Raw genomic sequence first — 15,729 nt, 5'->3', positions numbered from 1 at the left:
CCGCCACCCCAGCCACCGCCTTCACGGGCATCGGCCGAGGACGGTACGAACGCGACCGCGCCGAGCAGCGCGGCGGAGGCGAGAATAACTTTGTTCATGGAACACCAGCCTGGTTGTCTTCGGGACATCAGGACTGGCAACGCGCAGCTATTCGAGAAAGCTCCATCAAGTCTGTTGGTTTGAATATCTAATATGACGGCATGATCATTGTCGATTTCCGGGGATTAAAACCGCATGTCCGACACTGGCACTCAACACGCGGGCATCGAGGGGCGGTCGAGCGCCGCCGGGAAGGAAACGGAACCGCCTTTCAGCCGCGCTGGGATATTTGCCTTCGAGATTGACAAAGCGGGCGCGAGCGCAGACTTTCGAATCGTTCCGAGGGGGGCCCCGTTCAGGGGGCTGAGATAGGGCCGCAGCCCTGACCCTTGAACCTGATCCGGCTCATACCGGCGGAGGGACGGGAACTACGCTTGGGTTGTCTGCTCCAGACGAGCGGGTGCCCGTCGTCCTGACGTACCGTTGCGAACCGGATCGCCTCCCACGCCAGGAGCGAATCCGAAATGAACGCACCCGTCCTCCCCAAAGACCTTTCCGGACAAGAACCCGCCAAGGGGCAGCCGCAAGCGGTGACCACCGGCCCGATCATGGGCTCGCGCAAGGTCTATGCGAGCGTGGCCGGCCGTGACGACATCCGGGTGCCGTTCCGCGAGGTCACGTTGAGCGATCCGAAGGAGGCCCCGGTGCGGGTCTACGATCCGTCGGGTCCCTATACCGAGACCGATGCCCGGATCGACCTGAATGCCGGTCTGCCCCTGCTGCGCGACCCGTGGATCGCCAAGCGCGGCTACGCCACGATCACGCCGCGCGCGGTCAAGCCCGAGGACAACGGTTTCGTGCCGGAGGACAAGCTCGTCGCCCCCTGTCCGGCGACGCGCCAGATCCGCAAGGCCGGCCCCGGCCAGATGGTGACGCAGTACGAGTTCGCCAAAGCCGGGATCATCACCGAGGAGATGATCTACGTCGCCCACCGCGAGAACCTCGCCCGCGAGACGATGCTGGAAGGCGCGCAGACCGCACTGGCCGACGGCAACAGCTTCGGCGCGTCGCTCCCCGCCTTCATCACCCCCGAATTCGTGCGCGACGAGGTGGCGCGCGGCCGCGCCATCATCCCGGCCAACATCAACCACCCCGAGGTGGAGCCGATGGCGATCGGCCGCAACTTCCTCGTCAAGATCAACGCCAATATCGGCAATTCGGCCGTGACTTCGTCGGCAGCGGAAGAGGTGGAGAAACTGGTCTGGGCGACCCGCTGGGGCGCCGACACGGTGATGGATCTCTCCACCGGCCGAAACATCCACAACATCCGCTCGTGGATCGTGCGCAACTCGCCCGTCCCCATCGGCACGGTGCCGATCTACCAGGCGCTCGAGAAGGTCGGCGGCGATCCGCTAAAGCTCGACTGGGAGGTCTTCAAGGACACCCTCATCGAGCAGGCCGAGCAGGGCATCGATTACTTCACCATCCATGCGGGCGTGCGCCTCGCCCATGTGCCGCTCACCGCTCGCCGCGTCACCGGCATCGTCTCGCGCGGCGGCTCGATCATGGCGCGTTGGTGCCTCGCCGGGCACCGGGAATCGTTCCTCTACGAGCGGTTCGACGAGATCTGCGACATCATGCGGGCCTACGACGTCTCGTTCTCGCTGGGCGACGGCCTGCGCCCCGGCTCCATCGCGGATGCCAACGACGCGGCCCAGTTCGCGGAACTCGAAACCCTCGGCGAACTCACCAAGATCGCCTGGGACAAGGGCTGCCAGACCATGATCGAGGGCCCCGGCCACGTGCCGATGCACAAGATCAAGGTGAACATGGAAAAGCAGCTGGAAGAGTGCGGCGAGGCGCCGTTCTACACCCTCGGCCCGCTGACCACCGACATCGCACCGGGCTACGACCACATCACCTCGGGCATCGGCGCCGCCATGATCGGCTGGTTCGGTTGCGCCATGCTCTGCTACGTCACCCCGAAGGAGCATCTCGGGCTCCCGAACCGCGACGACGTGAAGGAAGGCGTGATCACCTACAAGATCGCGGCCCATGCCGCCGATCTCGCCAAGGGCCATCCGGCGGCGCAGCTGCGCGACGACGCCCTGTCACGCGCCCGGTTCGACTTCCGCTGGGAGGACCAGTTCAACCTGTCCCTCGATCCCGACACGGCGCGCGCCTACCACGACGAGACCCTGCCGAAGGACGCCCACAAGGTCGCGCATTTCTGCTCCATGTGCGGCCCGAAATTCTGCTCGATGAAGATCACGCAGGATCTGCGCGCCGAGGTGCTCGCCATGGAGGCGGCCGGACAGGTGCTGGGCGAGGCCACCCCCATGAGCCAGGCCGAGCGCGAGGCGGGAATGGCGGCGAAATCCGCCGAGTTCCAGGCCGAGGGCGGCAAGCTCTACGTCGACGCGGCCGAATAGGCCGCCTCGCCCCACCCTCTCGCGCCCCGGCGCGAGGGGGCATCGCCCCATCGTCAGGCACCGCTTGCGTAGCGACTGACGGCGAGGTCCGGGGTGGCGATGTCCGGCGTGCGGCCGGAGATGAGGTCGGCCAGCACCCGACCCGAGCCGCAGGCCATGGTCCAGCCCAGGGTGCCGTGGCCGGTATTGGTGTAGAGGTTCGACAGGCGGGTTCCGCCGACGATGGGCGTGCCGTCCGGCGTCATCGGCCGCAGGCCGGTCCAGAACTTCGCCTGCGAGAGATCCCCGCCCGCCGGGAACAGGTCGCCCACGGAGCGGACCAGGGTCTCCCGGCGCGGTCCGCGCAGGACCGCGCTGAAGCCGGCGAGCTCGGCGGTGCCGCCGACCCGGATGCGGTCGCCGAGCCGGGTGATCGCGACCTTGTAGGTCTCGTCCATCACCGTCGAGACCGGCGCCGCCTCCTCATCGGTGACCGGCAGGGTCAGGGAATACCCCTTCACCGGATAGATCGGCAGGTCGATGCCGAAGGGCCGGAGCAGAGCCGGGGTGTAGCTGCCCATGGCCGCCACATAGGCGTCGGCGGTCAGGATTTCGCCGCCTGCCGTCGCCACGCCGCCGATCCGGTCGCCTTCGCTGCGCAGACCGGTGATGGCCGTGCCGTAGCGGAAGACCACGCCGAGGTCTTCGCAGAGTGCGGCGAGGCGCTGGGTGAACAGATGCGCGTCGCCGGTCTCGTCGCCGGGGAGCCGCAGACCGCCGACGAAGGTCCCGGCCACCCGCGCCAGAGCCGGCTCGGCCATGATGCAGCCGGCGGGGTCCAGCACCGCGTAGGGAACGCCATAGGCGTCGAGGACGCGCGTGTCGTCCCCGACATGGTCGAGCTGCTTTTGCGTCCTGAACAGCTGGAGCGTGCCCTGCTCGCGGTGATCGTAGGCGATGCCGGTCTCGGCGCGCAGGTCGCGCAGCACGTCGCGGCTGTACTCGGCCAGGCGCACCATCCGGCCCTTGTTGCGCTGGTAGGCTTCCTCCGTGCAATTCGCCAGCATCCGGGCGAGCCAGCCGTAGAAACGCGGCTCGAAGCTCGGCCAGACCACCAGGGGCCGGTGGCGCATCATCAGCCACTTCATGGCTTTCAGCGGGATGCCCGGAGCGGCCCAGGGCGCCGAATATCCCGGCGAGACCTGGCCGGCATTGGCGAAACTCGTCTCGAGCCCCGCCGCCGGCTGACGCTCCAGCACGGTGACCCGGTGGCCGGCTTTGGCCAGGTAATAGGCCGACGTGACGCCGACGACACCGCCACCGAGGATCAGGACATGCATGGCCGGCGTTCCGTAGAGGGTCGGGGTAGGGTCCGGAATGGGCTTGGCGCCCCGAGCGGGTTCGCATCGGCAAGCCGCCGCTTCACCTCGCTCAGTCCTTATGGCGCGTCGCAGGTTTCAGGCCGCAGAAGCGGCGACCCTCGTTGCGAACCCCGCCCAGGGCCTGTTTGAGTTGTTTTTCCAAGGCTTTACCTCATCCTGAGGTGCCGCGTAGCGGCCTCGAAGGAGCCCTCCAGGGATCGCGTGATGACTGGAGGGCTCCCTCAAAGCCCTTTGCTCGCGCAAAGGGCACCTCAGGATGAGGGGGTCGGATAGGATGATCGACTTTGGTTTGAGCAACCGCTGAGAAATCCGATAAACCGATTGTCAGAGCTCGCCGGTGAGGAACTGCGCCCGGCCGTGGCCGAAGGACCAATCCTCGTCGGTGTTCTCCACCGTGGAGACCATGACATCGGCCGGGGCGATGCCGCAGGCGGCTTCGAGCTTCTCGGTCAGCAGCTTGTAGAACAGCTGCTTCTTCTCCTTGCCGCGCGGCCGGGTGATCATCTGGACCACCACCACGTCCTTGGTGCGCGGGATGTCGAGCCCGGTATCCTCGACGATCATCCGCGAGGGCTTGTGCTCGGTGACGATCTGGTAGCGGTCGCCCGGCGGGACGTTGAACGCCTCCAGCATCGCCTCGTGCGCGGCGTCGAGGAGCGTCTTCAGTTCGGAATCGGTGCGGCCTTCCAAGATATCGAAGCGCATCAGGGGCATGTCGGTTCAACCTTTGAAGAGAATGGAACGGGTCACGGGCCGTCTATCGGGTGAGCGCCGCCGCCGTCAGGCTTCGGCGCGGATGAGGCCGCGCAGCATCTCGATCATGCCGGTGATCTCGGCGGGGGTCGAGATGAAGGGCGGCCCCATGGCGATGGTGTCGCCGGTGAAGCGCAGGAGGATGCCCTCGCGCAGACCGCGCTCGAAGACCCGCAGCGCGCGCGCGCCGGGCTGGCCCGGTGTCGGTTCGAGGTCCACCGCCGCCGTCAGGCCGAAATTGCGGATGTCCTTGATGCCCGGCTCGTCGCGCAGCGTGTGGACGGCTCCCTCGAGGATCGGCTCCAACTCGCGCACGCGGGCGAAGAGGTCGCCCTCCTCCATGAGGTCAAGGGAGGCATGAGCGACGGCCGCCGCCAGGGGATGGCCCGAATAGGTGTAGCCGTGGAACAGCTCCACCGCCGCGGCCGGCCCGGTCATGAACGTGTCGTAGATTTCCTTCCGCACGATCACGCCGCCCATCGGCACGATGCCGTTGGTGATGCCCTTGGCGAAGGTGATCATGTCGGGGATCACGCCGAGGCGGTCCGCGCCGAAGGGCGCGCCGAGGCGGCCGAAGCCGGTGATCACCTCGTCGAAGATCAGCAGGATGCCGTGCCGCGTGCAGATCTCGCGCAGGCGCTGGAGATAGCCCAGCGGCGGCACGATGACCCCCGCCGAGCCCTGCAGCGGCTCGACGATGACGCAGGCGATGGTGCCCGCATCGTGCAGCGCCACCATCCGTTCGAGGTCGTCGGCGAGATGCGCGCCCCAGGCGGGCTGGCCCTTGGAGAAGGCCATCTCGGCATAATCGTGGGTATGGCGCAGGTGGTCGACGCCCTGGATCATGGCGGTGGCGAACATCTTGCGGTTGGCCACCATGCCGCCCACCGACATGCCGCCGAAGCCGACGCCGTGATAGCCCTTCTCACGGCCGATCATGCGGAAGCGGCCGGCCTCGCCGCGCAGGCGGTGATAACCGAGCGCGATCTTGAGGGCGGTATCGACGGCCTCCGAGCCAGAATTGGTGAAGAACACCCGGTCCAGCCCGTCCGGCGCCATGTCGGCGATGCGCTCGGCCAGCCGCAGGGTCACCGGGTTGGTCATCTGGAAGGCGGGACAGTAATCGAGCGTCTCGGCCTGCCGGCGCAGGGCCTCGACGATCCGCGGCTGGGCATGGCCGAGGGGGCAGCACCACAGGCCCGACAGGCTGTCGAACAGTTCGCGCCCGTCGGCGGTGCGGTAATAGGCGCCCTTGGCCGAGGTGACGATGCGCGGCGTCGGGTCGGCCTTCACGTGGCGATTGGGCGTGAACGGCATCCAGTAGGGCTCGACATTGAGCTGCCGGTCCGCCGCCTGGTCGATGATCGCATGGTCCATGTGTCTCTCCGCCGATCCGCGATGCAAGAACCCGACCCTCGCCGCGCTGCGTTATCGCCCGGCCCGGCGCGACCGACTATCGACAGTTGGCGGGTTGGCACGCGCAGCTGTATCTGTTCACCCGCCCATACAGTCGGATCGCCGAGTCCGGCCTCGCCCGTGGATGACGGCCCATGATCAGCCTCGACCCCGCCAGCACCGCCCCCCTCGTCGCTCAGCTGGTGGAGGCCGTCTCCGAGCGCATCCGCAGCGGAAGCGTGGCGCCGGGCGCCCGACTGCCCTCGGTGCGCAAGCTCGCCGTTCAGTGCGGCGTGAGCACGCTCACCGTCTCGAACGCCTATAATCGGCTGGTGGCGGACGGCCTGCTCGAAGCCCGGCGCGCCAGCGGATACTTCGTCTCGGCCCGGCTACTTGATCGCAAATCCGTCGTCCCTCGGCGGAAACCCGTGCAGATCTCGGTGGATTCCGGCTGGCTGCTCCAGCGGGTCTACGAGGAGGACGCCTTCACCGTCAAAGCCGGCTGCGGCTGGCTGCCCGACAGCCACCTGTTCGCCGACGGGATCAAGCAGGCCCTCGCCGCCCTGGCGCGGCGCCCCGACCGGCTGGTCTCGCGCTACGGGCATCCCCTCGGCCACGCACCCTTGCGCCGGGCGATCCAGTTGCTCCTCGCCCAGCGCAACATCGAGTGCGAGCCGGACCAGATCCTGCTGACGCATGGGGCGAGCCAGGCCCTCGACTTGACCATGCGGACCTTCCTGCAGCCGGGCGACGTCGCCTTCGTGGACGATCCCGGCTATTGCAACCTCTACCCCTCGCTCCACGCCATGGGGGTGACCATCGTCGGCGTCGAGCGGACCCTCCTGGGACCGTCGATCCCCGCGCTCCAGGCACTGGCGGAGCGCCACAAGCCGAAGCTGTTCTTCACCAATACGAGCTTCCACAACCCCACCGGCACGTCCTGCTCGCCGGCCACCGCCTACCAGATCCTCCGCATCGCCGAGAAACACGACTTCCAGATCGTCGAGGACGACATCTATGCGAGCTTCGTCGAGGAGACGGCGCCCAGCATCGCCAGCCTCGACCAGCTCGCGCGCGTCATCCACATCAGCAGCTTCTCGAAGACCATCTCACCCGCCCTGCGGGTCGGCTATCTCGCCTGCAACCCCGAGAATGCGCAGCGGCTCCTGCGCATGAAGATGGCGGCGAGCCTGACGAGCTCGGAGATCTCCGAGAGCATCGTCCACTCGATCCTGACGGAAGGCCAGTACCGCCTCCACATCGCGCGGCTCCGCGAAAAGCTCGCCGCCGAGCAGAAGATTGTGGCCGACGCCCTGCTCTCGGTAGGCCTGTCGCTGTTCCACCGCCCCGCCAACGGGCTCTTCCTCTGGGCCGGCTTCGGCGGCGATCCGGACACGGCCGGCCTCGCGCAGAGGGCCGCCGCCAAGGGCATCATGCTCGCTCCCGGACACCTGTTCCGCGCCGATCAGGAGCCGACCCCGTGGCTGCGCTTCAACGTGGCGCATGCCAACGCGCCGGCCCTGTTCCGCTTCCTCGACACCGAGCGGCCCGCGCCCGCGTGACTTACGAGGCCGAACCGGCGAGAACTCCGCATTCCCGACGCATCCCAGCTTGAGCGGCGATGACAGACGAATTCACCCTCGACCCGCGCCTCGTCGCCGACACCGTGCCGGTGGGCGACCTCGCCTTGTGCAGCGTCCTCTTGATGGACGATGCCCGGTTTCCCTGGCTGATCCTGGTGCCGCGCCGGACGGGTGCCAGCGAACTCACCGACCTGTCGGCGGAGGACGCGCGCGACCTCATGGACGAGATCCGGATCGCCACCGGCGTGATGCTGACCCTCGCCAAGCCCGACAAGGTCAACGTCGCCGCCTTGGGCAACGTCGTGCCGCAGCTCCATGTCCACGTGATCGGGCGCTTCCTGTCCGATCCGGCCTGGCCCTCGCCGGTCTGGGGCGTCGGCACGGGCCAGCCCTATCCGCACCACGCCCGCGCCCAGATGATCGAGCGCATCGGCGCCCTGTTCGCGGCCGCCTGATGAGCGCGCGCCTCGACCAACTCGGCTATGCGGAGAGCCGGCTCGTCCGCCATTCGGCCGAGAGCAGCGACCTCGTGCCGAAGCCGGACGCGCCGGAGGCTCGGATCGTGCTCGTGGCGGGGGACCGCATCGTCCTTGCCGGCGATACGGCGCTCCTCCCCTCCGGGCAGGCGGCGAGCGCCTGCCACGCCGATCTCACGCTGTTCCTCGGCCGCCTCGACGGTGCCCCCGTCTTCGCCTGCGCGGTCTCGCCGGAGGCCGCCGACGGGTACGAGTCCGATCCCGGCTTCCGCACCACCGACCTGCGCAGCCTCGCCGCCGAGAACGCGGTGGCGCCGCACGAGCTCGGCCTTCTCGCCACGGCGAAATCGATCCTGGCCTGGCATGCCCGCCACGGTTTCTGCGCCAATTGCGGAACCGCCACCCGTTTCGCCGCCGGCGGTTTCCGCCGCGAATGCCCGACCTGCGAGACCCATCACTTCCCCCGCGTCGATCCCGTGGTGATCATGCTGATCCGGCGGGGAGAATCCTGCCTGCTCGGGCGCTCGCCGCGCTTCAAGGAGGGCATGTATTCCTGCCTCGCCGGCTTCCTTGAGCCCGGTGAGACCATCGAAGACGCGGTCCGCCGCGAGACCCTCGAAGAGGCGGGGCTGAGGATCGGCGCGGTGGCCTACCACGCCTCGCAGCCCTGGCCGTTCCCGTCGTCGCTGATGATCGGTTGCGCGGCCGACTCCCTGGACGAGGCGATCACCATCGATCCGGCCGAGCTCGCGGATGCCCGCTGGTTCACCCGCGACGAAGTCTCCGCGATGATCGCCGGCACCCATGGCGAGGGTTTGACCGTGCCGCCGCCCATGGCGATCGCGCATCTGCTCATGCGCGCCTTCGTCGAGGAGCGGCTCTAACGGGCTGTGGAAACCGGTCGCCGGGCACATGACAGTGGCATTTTTGTACCGCCACGAGGGAGAGTCAGCCACGTCGTGTCTTGGTTAAGAATTTCGGACGGTCGTTCCGAAATTGTGTCTTCCCGGCACTATCCCAGGATCACGCCTTTGATTCACGTCGCTGCCTCAGTGGAGGCGGTGAGGGGACGATGGCGAAGATTGTGTTGGGTGTCGGCGCGATGATCGGGATGATGACCGGAACCGTGGCTGCGGCGGACCTGCCCCGTCGTTCCGCACCGCCGCCCGTCTTCGTGCCTGTCCCGGCTTTCAGCTGGACCGGCTTCTATGCGGGCGTGCAGGCCGGATACGGCTTCACCGACCGGCAGACCGTCCGCACGGCGGCGACCTCGGTGAATGGCAGCGGCACCGATTTCTTCATCGAGCGCTCCGGCATCGCCTCGCTGTCCTCACGTCAGCAGGGCTTCGTGGCCGGCGGTCAGGCCGGGTACAATTACCAGCTCACCCCCGGCGCGGGCCTCGTCCTCGGCATCGAGACCGATCTCGCCTATACCGATCTCGACGAGACCAAGCGCAGGTCGCGTGGCCTCTTCGGTTCGGGCAGCGATTCGGCCGTGGTCACCACCACGCGGCAAAGCCTCGATTTCCTCGGTACCGTGCGCGGCCGGCTCGGTTACGCGTTCGATCGCGTCCTGGTCTACGGCACCGGTGGTCTCGCCTACGGCAACGTGAACTACCAGAGCGCGACGAGCTTTCAATTGGCGGGAGTCCCGACCCTCGACCTCTTCGGCGGCGGGATCGACCGTCTCGAGACCGGCTTCGCCTATGGCGGGGGCATCGAATACGCCCTGCCGACCGAGAGTTTCCTCAACGTCTTCCGGTCCTCCGCGGTGACGCTGAAGGTGGAATACCTGCATTACGATCTCGGCAAGCGCAGCGTCCCGCTGACGAGTTCCAGCGGACTCGGCCAGTCCCTGGTGGAAGCGACCTCGCGCTTCCGCTCGGAGGGAAGCGTCGTCCGGGTTGGGCTGAACTACAAGTTCGGCTCCTGAGGTCTCGGGAGGTCCGGCTCGCGATGCCCTCAGGGGCATCGCGGCGGCTTATCCTTCCGACGCTGTCGGCAGAGCGACCGTCCAGGGCTCGTCGAGCCGGACCTCTTCGAGATTGACGCCCGTCCCGCCGCGATCGACCACCAGGAACTCCTGAGGGGCGCCGAAGGGGGTCAGCACGCCGTGCCAGGTGCCGACGTCGTAGCAGATCCCCTGGCCCGGCGCCGTGACGAAGGCCTGCGGCGGGCCGGGCCGCCCGTCCTCGTCGGGGCAGACGACGACGAGGAACGGCGCGGCGTTCAGCGGCACGAAGGCCTGCGCGCCGAGGGGATGGCGCTCGACGAGACCGACCCTCAGCGGCAGGGGATAGGGTTGGGCCTCCACGAGGCCGATCACCACCCGCGCGCCCTCGCCGAGGGCGCGGACCTCCGCCAGATCGTGGAAGCGGCGCGCCATGCCCGCATTCATGGGGCGCGGATCGACGACCGCCTTGTCGATGACCGTCCCGAACGGGGCGAAGGCCTCGGGCGTGAGCGGGCGGGCGACGATGTGGCGGGCGCCCATCACCCGAACCTGCGCGGCGTCAGGGCCGGGTGGCGGTTGACGTCCTTGTAGAGCAGGTAGCGGAAGGGGCCGGGGCCGCCCGCGTAGCAGGCCTGGGGGCAGAAGGCGCGCAGCCACATGAAATCGCCGGCCTCCACCTCGACCCAGTCGCGGTTGAGCCGATAGACCGCCTTGCCTTCGAGCACGAAGAGCCCGTGCTCCATCACATGGGTCTCCTCGAAGGGGATCGAGGCGCCGGGCTGGAGCGTCACGATGTTCACGTGCATGTCGTGGCGCACGTCGTCGGGGGAGACGAAGCGGGTCGTGGCCCAGACGCCGTTCGTACCGGTCATGCCCCGGGGCTCGATCTCGGAATCGTGGCGGATGAAGGCGGGGGGCACGTCGATGCCCGGCACGGGCTCGTAGGCCTTGCGGATCCAGTGGAAGCGGGTCGGCACGTCGCCGTCATTGCGCAGCGTCCAGGCGGCACCCGGCGGCAGATAGGCATAGCTGCCCGGCCGCAGGGCATGCGTTGTCCCGTCGAGGACGAGACTGGCATGGCCCCCGACCACGAACAGAACGCCCTCGGCACGGGCATCGAGTTCCGGGCGCTCGCTGCCGCCGCCGGGGGCGACCTCCATCAGGTACTGGGCGAAGGTCTCGGAGAAGCCGGAGAGCGGCCGGGACAGGATCCAGGCGCGGGTGTCGTCCCAGAACGGCAGCACGCTGGTCACGATGTCGCTCATCACGCCTTTCGGGATGACCGCATAGGCCTCCGTGAACACGGCCCGGCCGGTCATCAGCGCGGTCTGGGGCGGCAGCCCCCCGCAGGGCGGGTTGTAGGAAGAGGCGGTCATGGGCTCGTCTCCAACAGGTCATGGGGCCCGTTCGGACCATCGTCGTCGCGGGTGCAGGCCGGATGCGCCCCCCGGAGCCTACGCTTTGGCGAGGGGGCTATCGAGCACCGCCGCCGTGTCGGTGGCGACCTCTCCGTTCAGGACGCGATGGGCCTGAGCCCGATCGATATCGCCCTCCCAGGCGGCGATGACCACCGTCGCCACGCAATTGCCGATGAGGTTGCCGAGGGCCCGGGCGATGCCGACGAACCAGTCGATGGACAGAACCAGCACCAGCCCGATCACCGGGATTTCCGGCACCGCCGACAGAGTCGCCGCCAGGACGACGATGGCCGATCCGGGGACGCCGTGTGCGCCCTTGGAGGTCAGGAGGGCGATGCCGAGGATCAGCATCAGGTGCCCGAAGGACAGGGGCGTGTTGGTGGCCTGCGCGATGAAGACGGTGGCGAGGGTGAGGTAGAGGGAGAAGGCGTCGAGGTTGAACGAGTAGCCCGTGGGGATCACGAGGCCGACGGTGGAATCGCGGATGCCGAGCCGTTCGAGCTTGCGCATGATCTGCGGCAGCACGCTGTCGGAGGAGGCCGTGCCCGCCACCACCATGAGTTCCTCGCGCAGATAGGCCAGGAGCTTCAGGATGCTGAAGCCGGCCGCGCGCAGGATCGCGCCGAGCACGACGAAGACGAAGAAGGCGACGCCCACATAGAACAGGACGACCAGCATCCCGAGCTGCCGCAGGGAGCCGATGCCGTACTTGCCGACGGTGAAGGCGACGGCGCCGAGGACGCCGAGGGGGGCCAGCCGCACGATGAAGCCGATGATCTTGAACAGGACGGCGGTGATCCGCTCGATGCTCTGCGCCAGGGGCTGCCCGTGCTCGCCGAGCAAAGCCAGTCCCGAACCGAACAGGATCGCGATGATGAGGACCTGGAGGATGTCGCCCTTGGCGAAGGCGTCGACGATCGTGGTCGGGATGATCTTCATCAGGAAGTCGACGGTGCCCGTCACCTGCCCGACCCGGTCGGTGTAGCTGGCGATGGCCTTGGCATCGAGGGTGGAGGGATCGATGTTCATGCCGGCCCCCGGCGCGAACGCGTAGGCGAGGACGATGCCGAGGACGAGGGCCACGGTCGTGACCGCCTCGAAATAGATCAGCGCCTTGAGACCGACCCGGCCGACCTTGCGCAGATCCCCCGCCCCGACGATGCCATGCACGACGACACCGAAGACCAGGGGCGCGATCGCCATCTTGATCAGCTTGATGAACCCGTCGCCGAGGGGCTTCAGGGCGACGGCGAAATCCGGCCATACGATGCCGAGAACGATCCCGAGGACGAGGGCCGCGACCACCTGACCGAACAGGGACGCAAAGAAGCGCTGCATGCGAACCTCCAACCGTTGCTTCAGGCCGTTCGTCGCTCCGCGTGCCCGGCCCCGGTGCATCGGAAGGGTCGTCGATGTGACCGCGCCACGTCGGGGGGACTCACCCGGGTGCGGCATGCCGTCGCCAATCGCCGAGTGCAGCATTGTTCGACCCGCGCCGGCCGTCAAATATCTCTTTCGTCGCCATTAAGAGCTTCCACATATGAATGGCGGCCATGGAACTGCGCCACCTCCGCTACTTCGTCGCCGTCGCAGAAAAGCTGAGTTTCACGGCGGCTGCGGAGGCCCTCGGCGTGGCGCAGCCGCCATTGAGCCAGCAGATCCGCGATCTGGAGACGGAGATCGGAACCTGCCTGCTGGAGCGGACGACCCGCCGCGTCTCGCTCACCCAGGCGGGCCAGGATTTCCTGGTCCGGGCGAGGGCCATTCTCCACAGCGCGCAGGACGCCACCGAGCGGGCGCATGCCATCGGCTGCGGCAGCGTCGGCGTGCTCAATGTCGGCCTGACGGGCTCGATGCTCGCCGGACCGCTCGGCGGACTGATCCATAAATTCCAGGAGACCTTCGCCGGCGTCGACATCCAGATCCACGAAATGTCGCCGGACAAGCAGATCGCCGCGCTGAAATCGGGGCAGACGGACATCAGTTTCCTGCGCACGCCGCCGCAGGACCCGGACCTCCTGAGCGAACTGGCCTGGAGCGAGGGGATCGCCGTGGTCCTGCCCAAGGGCCACGGGATCGTGAGCGATTCGGTGACCCTGAGCCGACTCAAGGACGAGAAATTCGTCTTCCTGCGCCTACGCGATTCGCTGTTTGCCAGGCACATCCTGCAATGCTGCATCGGCGCCGGCTTCTATCCGACCATCTCGCAGCAGGCGGTGGAGGCCGCCTCGCTCACCAGCCTCGTGGCGGCGGGATTCGGTGTCGCCCTGATCCCGGAATTCGTGGCGAAGCTCGCCCATGCGAACGTCACTTACAGGCCCGTCGTCTCGCCGATCCTGTCGGCGGATGTCCACGCCCTCTATCACCTGCGCTCGGGACCGATGGCGCAGAATTTCCTGGCCCTGATGCGTAGCGATGCGGAGCGTCTGGCCGCCGAATTGCGGCGGGGATGACGCCTCGGTCGGCTGCAGACCGGTGTTCAACATTGGCTAACCAATCGGGCCCACCCTGGCGGCCATGTCGAAACAAACTGTCAAAACCGCACGCTGTGCCCTCTGGCTGGCCTCGCTGGCCCTCTGTTGCGTGTGCGCCTTCCAGCTGATGAAGATCCCCAAGACCGCCCCTCAGCCCGGTCCTCACGCCTCGCTCAGCCGCGACCCCGACACGACGGGATCGATCGACACCGGGCCGGTGAAGGTCTGCCGACCGACCGTCTGTTAATGACTTCCCACCGATCGGCCGGGATGGACACCATTCGTTAACCACGGCGCCGCACTGATGGGGCAACCCAACTTGCAGGTACCCGAGTGTTCCAGGCCCGTTCGATCGGCATCGAAGATTTCAACGACGACTGCCCTGTTTCCGGCGACGAGCTCGGACAGATCTACCGTGCCCACGCCGACGCGATCCCCGCGCTGATGGCCACGATCCCCGAGCGGACCCGCGCCCGCCTCGCCGCCTTCCTCTATGGCCGGAGCCATACCCGCGAACTCGCCACGCGGGTCGCCGCCTCGTGCCACGCGACCACCCTGCGGCAGGTCGCAGGCGATCTCGGCGACGCGATCCATCGGCAGTCGCGACAGGGCTACGCGCCCCCCACCTATGGCGACGGACACCGCGCGTCGAAGAAGGGCGTCAGCCTCGCGGGATCGGGGACGACGGGTAGCTATCGTCTCTGAACCCAATAGGACCGGCCAGCGCGGCTAATCCATGCCGCGCGCGGCGCGCCATGCCGCCAACGCACGCTCGCGCGCATCGTAGAGAGATCGGAGGCGACTTCCCTCCTCGCCCCGGCCGGCGCGCTGGGCCGCCATCTCGTCGATCCTCTCGGATCCGAACACGCTCGCCAATTCCGCGATCCACGCCGCGTCGGCGGCGATCAGGGCGGCCTCCGTCGAGGCGAGCACGGGGGTGGAGAAACCCGGAAAGAGGTTGAGATTCATCCGCGCCGCTACGGAGCTTCATACAAAAAAGTTTCATGCCTCATTCCAGGGGGCATTCTGGCCAGCGGGCGGTCTGGCGTCGCCCTCCACCTCGCCATGGGGAGAGTTTCCAGAAGGCCGTCTGGATCGGGCGTGCGCCTCGAAGGGTGATTTTTCCTAGGAAGTCGCCTATGCCCATGCCCGTTTGTGCGAAGACACATCTCGGGAGGCAGGCATCGCCGACGCTACGATTACGCGCGCACCATCGCGTCTGCGCTCGCTGGCCGGCCTCGTGGCCGCCACCGTCCTGCTGCCCCTGGCCGTCATGCTGCTCGGGGTCTGGGAGCAGGAGCGCGCCGCCGCCGACTGGGCCGATCTCGATGCGGAACGCCTGCACCTGACGCGGATCGTCCAGGATCTCGAGGCGCGGGAGCCACGGGACGGCCGCATCGATTACCGCATGCAGTTCCGCCGCAACGGTCAAACCTATGGCGGCCCCCTCGCCCTGGTTCAGGCCCGGGCGGCGCGCGACGAGACCGCGACCCTGACCCTGCTGATGGACTGGCGCCGGACGCTGCCGCCCGTCGTCATCGCGGCCGGGGGCATCGCGGCGGCCCTGTCCGTCCTCGTCCTCCTGGCCGGCGCCGTCCTGGGATGGATGGGACGGGCCTCGCGGGACGTGCTGGTGGGCGGCTTCTCCCTGGTGCGACGGCTGCTGCCTCCCATCCTCGCCATCCAGGTCCTCCTCACCGCCGGAGGGTTCGTCGCCGCCGTGATCTTCGAGGCCGGCATCCTCGCCAGGCCCGGTCTCGGCAGCGGAGAGATCAAGCTGCTCATGATCGCCGCCGTGGCCGTCGGGGCCGTCCTCGTCACGGCGGGCGCGACCGTCCTCGGCC

Annotated in this window: 14 protein-coding genes, 1 pseudogene and 1 riboswitch; of the genes and pseudogenes, 8 read left to right on the top strand and 7 right to left on the bottom strand. The window is 67.9% G+C overall.

Annotated elements, in window-relative coordinates; translation table 11 throughout:
- Positions 1–371: 371 nt before the first annotated feature.
- Positions 372–478: riboswitch (TPP riboswitch) on the top strand.
- A gap of 85 nt (positions 479–563) precedes the next feature.
- A complete protein-coding gene (gene thiC, locus FV220_RS19590; protein WP_056141096.1) occupies positions 564–2,471 on the top strand; it encodes a phosphomethylpyrimidine synthase ThiC in 1,908 nt (635 codons plus the stop codon).
- A gap of 53 nt (positions 2,472–2,524) precedes the next feature.
- On the opposite strand, the gene FV220_RS19585 is transcribed toward thiC, so the two are convergent.
- The 3 genes from FV220_RS19585 to FV220_RS19575 all read right to left on the bottom strand — a co-directional run bounded on the left by FV220_RS19585 (position 2,525) and on the right by FV220_RS19575 (position 5,962).
- A complete protein-coding gene (locus FV220_RS19585) occupies positions 2,525–3,790 on the bottom strand; it encodes a D-amino acid dehydrogenase (protein ID WP_147832941.1) in 1,266 nt (421 codons plus the stop codon).
- A 366-nt stretch (positions 3,791–4,156) separates the two neighbouring features.
- Positions 4,157–4,546 (bottom strand): tautomerase family protein, encoded by a 390-nt coding sequence (locus tag FV220_RS19580; RefSeq protein WP_056141108.1) that lies wholly within the window; start codon positions 4,544–4,546, stop codon positions 4,157–4,159.
- Positions 4,547–4,612: 66 nt separating this feature from the next.
- Entirely contained in the window at positions 4,613–5,962 is a 1,350-nt protein-coding gene (locus FV220_RS19575; protein ID WP_147832940.1) for an aspartate aminotransferase family protein, read from the bottom strand.
- A gap of 173 nt (positions 5,963–6,135) precedes the next feature.
- Here FV220_RS19575 and FV220_RS19570 point away from each other — a divergent pair, with 173 nt between their 5' ends.
- The 4 genes from FV220_RS19570 (at position 6,136) to FV220_RS19555 (ending at position 9,972) form a co-directional block, all read left to right on the top strand.
- Positions 6,136–7,542, top strand: coding sequence for a PLP-dependent aminotransferase family protein (locus FV220_RS19570; protein ID WP_147832939.1), 1,407 nt, complete (start codon positions 6,136–6,138; stop codon positions 7,540–7,542).
- Between the two features lie 59 nt (positions 7,543–7,601).
- Complete coding sequence (locus FV220_RS19565) at positions 7,602–8,018, top strand: HIT domain-containing protein (RefSeq protein ID WP_056141116.1); 417 nt, start codon at positions 7,602–7,604, stop codon at positions 8,016–8,018.
- A complete protein-coding gene (gene nudC / locus FV220_RS19560) occupies positions 8,018–8,923 on the top strand; it encodes an NAD(+) diphosphatase (protein ID WP_147832938.1) in 906 nt (301 codons plus the stop codon). The genes FV220_RS19565 and nudC overlap by 1 nt, the downstream gene beginning before the upstream one ends.
- Positions 8,924–9,111: 188 nt before the next feature.
- On the top strand, positions 9,112–9,972 hold the full coding sequence (locus tag FV220_RS19555) for an outer membrane beta-barrel protein (protein ID WP_147832937.1): 861 nt from the start codon (positions 9,112–9,114) through the stop codon (positions 9,970–9,972).
- A gap of 48 nt (positions 9,973–10,020) precedes the next feature.
- Here the strand turns inward: FV220_RS19555 and FV220_RS19550 are convergent, their stop codons facing one another.
- The 3 genes from FV220_RS19550 to FV220_RS19540 all read right to left on the bottom strand — a co-directional run bounded on the left by FV220_RS19550 (position 10,021) and on the right by FV220_RS19540 (position 12,749).
- Entirely contained in the window at positions 10,021–10,533 is a 513-nt protein-coding gene (locus FV220_RS19550) for an ureidoglycolate lyase (RefSeq protein ID WP_147832936.1), read from the bottom strand.
- Positions 10,533–11,369: a bifunctional allantoicase/(S)-ureidoglycine aminohydrolase gene (locus FV220_RS19545; protein ID WP_147832935.1), complete on the bottom strand. Its 837-nt coding sequence runs from the start codon at positions 11,367–11,369 to the stop codon at positions 10,533–10,535. The genes FV220_RS19550 and FV220_RS19545 overlap by 1 nt, the downstream gene beginning before the upstream one ends.
- A 78-nt stretch (positions 11,370–11,447) precedes the next feature.
- Entirely contained in the window at positions 11,448–12,749 is a 1,302-nt protein-coding gene (locus FV220_RS19540; protein ID WP_056141130.1) for a dicarboxylate/amino acid:cation symporter, read from the bottom strand.
- Positions 12,750–12,964: 215 nt separating this feature from the next.
- Between FV220_RS19540 and FV220_RS19535 the strand changes: the two genes are divergently transcribed.
- Complete coding sequence (locus tag FV220_RS19535) at positions 12,965–13,864, top strand: LysR family transcriptional regulator (protein WP_056141135.1); 900 nt, start codon at positions 12,965–12,967, stop codon at positions 13,862–13,864.
- Between the two features lie 354 nt (positions 13,865–14,218).
- A complete protein-coding gene (locus tag FV220_RS19530; RefSeq protein ID WP_056141138.1) occupies positions 14,219–14,590 on the top strand; it encodes a hypothetical protein in 372 nt (123 codons plus the stop codon).
- Between the two features lie 24 nt (positions 14,591–14,614).
- On the opposite strand, the gene FV220_RS19525 is transcribed toward FV220_RS19530, so the two are convergent.
- On the bottom strand, positions 14,615–14,854 hold the full coding sequence (locus FV220_RS19525; protein ID WP_018045551.1) for a hypothetical protein: 240 nt from the start codon (positions 14,852–14,854) through the stop codon (positions 14,615–14,617).
- Positions 14,855–15,158: 304 nt separating this feature from the next.
- On the opposite strand from FV220_RS19525, the pseudogene FV220_RS19520 reads away from it, so the two are divergent.
- A pseudogene (locus tag FV220_RS19520) lies at positions 15,159–15,729 on the top strand (peptidase M48); the annotation flags it as partial.

The sequence above is a fragment of the Methylobacterium sp. WL19 genome (assembly GCF_008040005.1).
GTDB lineage: Bacteria > Pseudomonadota > Alphaproteobacteria > Rhizobiales > Beijerinckiaceae > Methylobacterium > Methylobacterium bullatum.
This window is presented reverse-complemented; position numbering and strand designations above follow the sequence as displayed.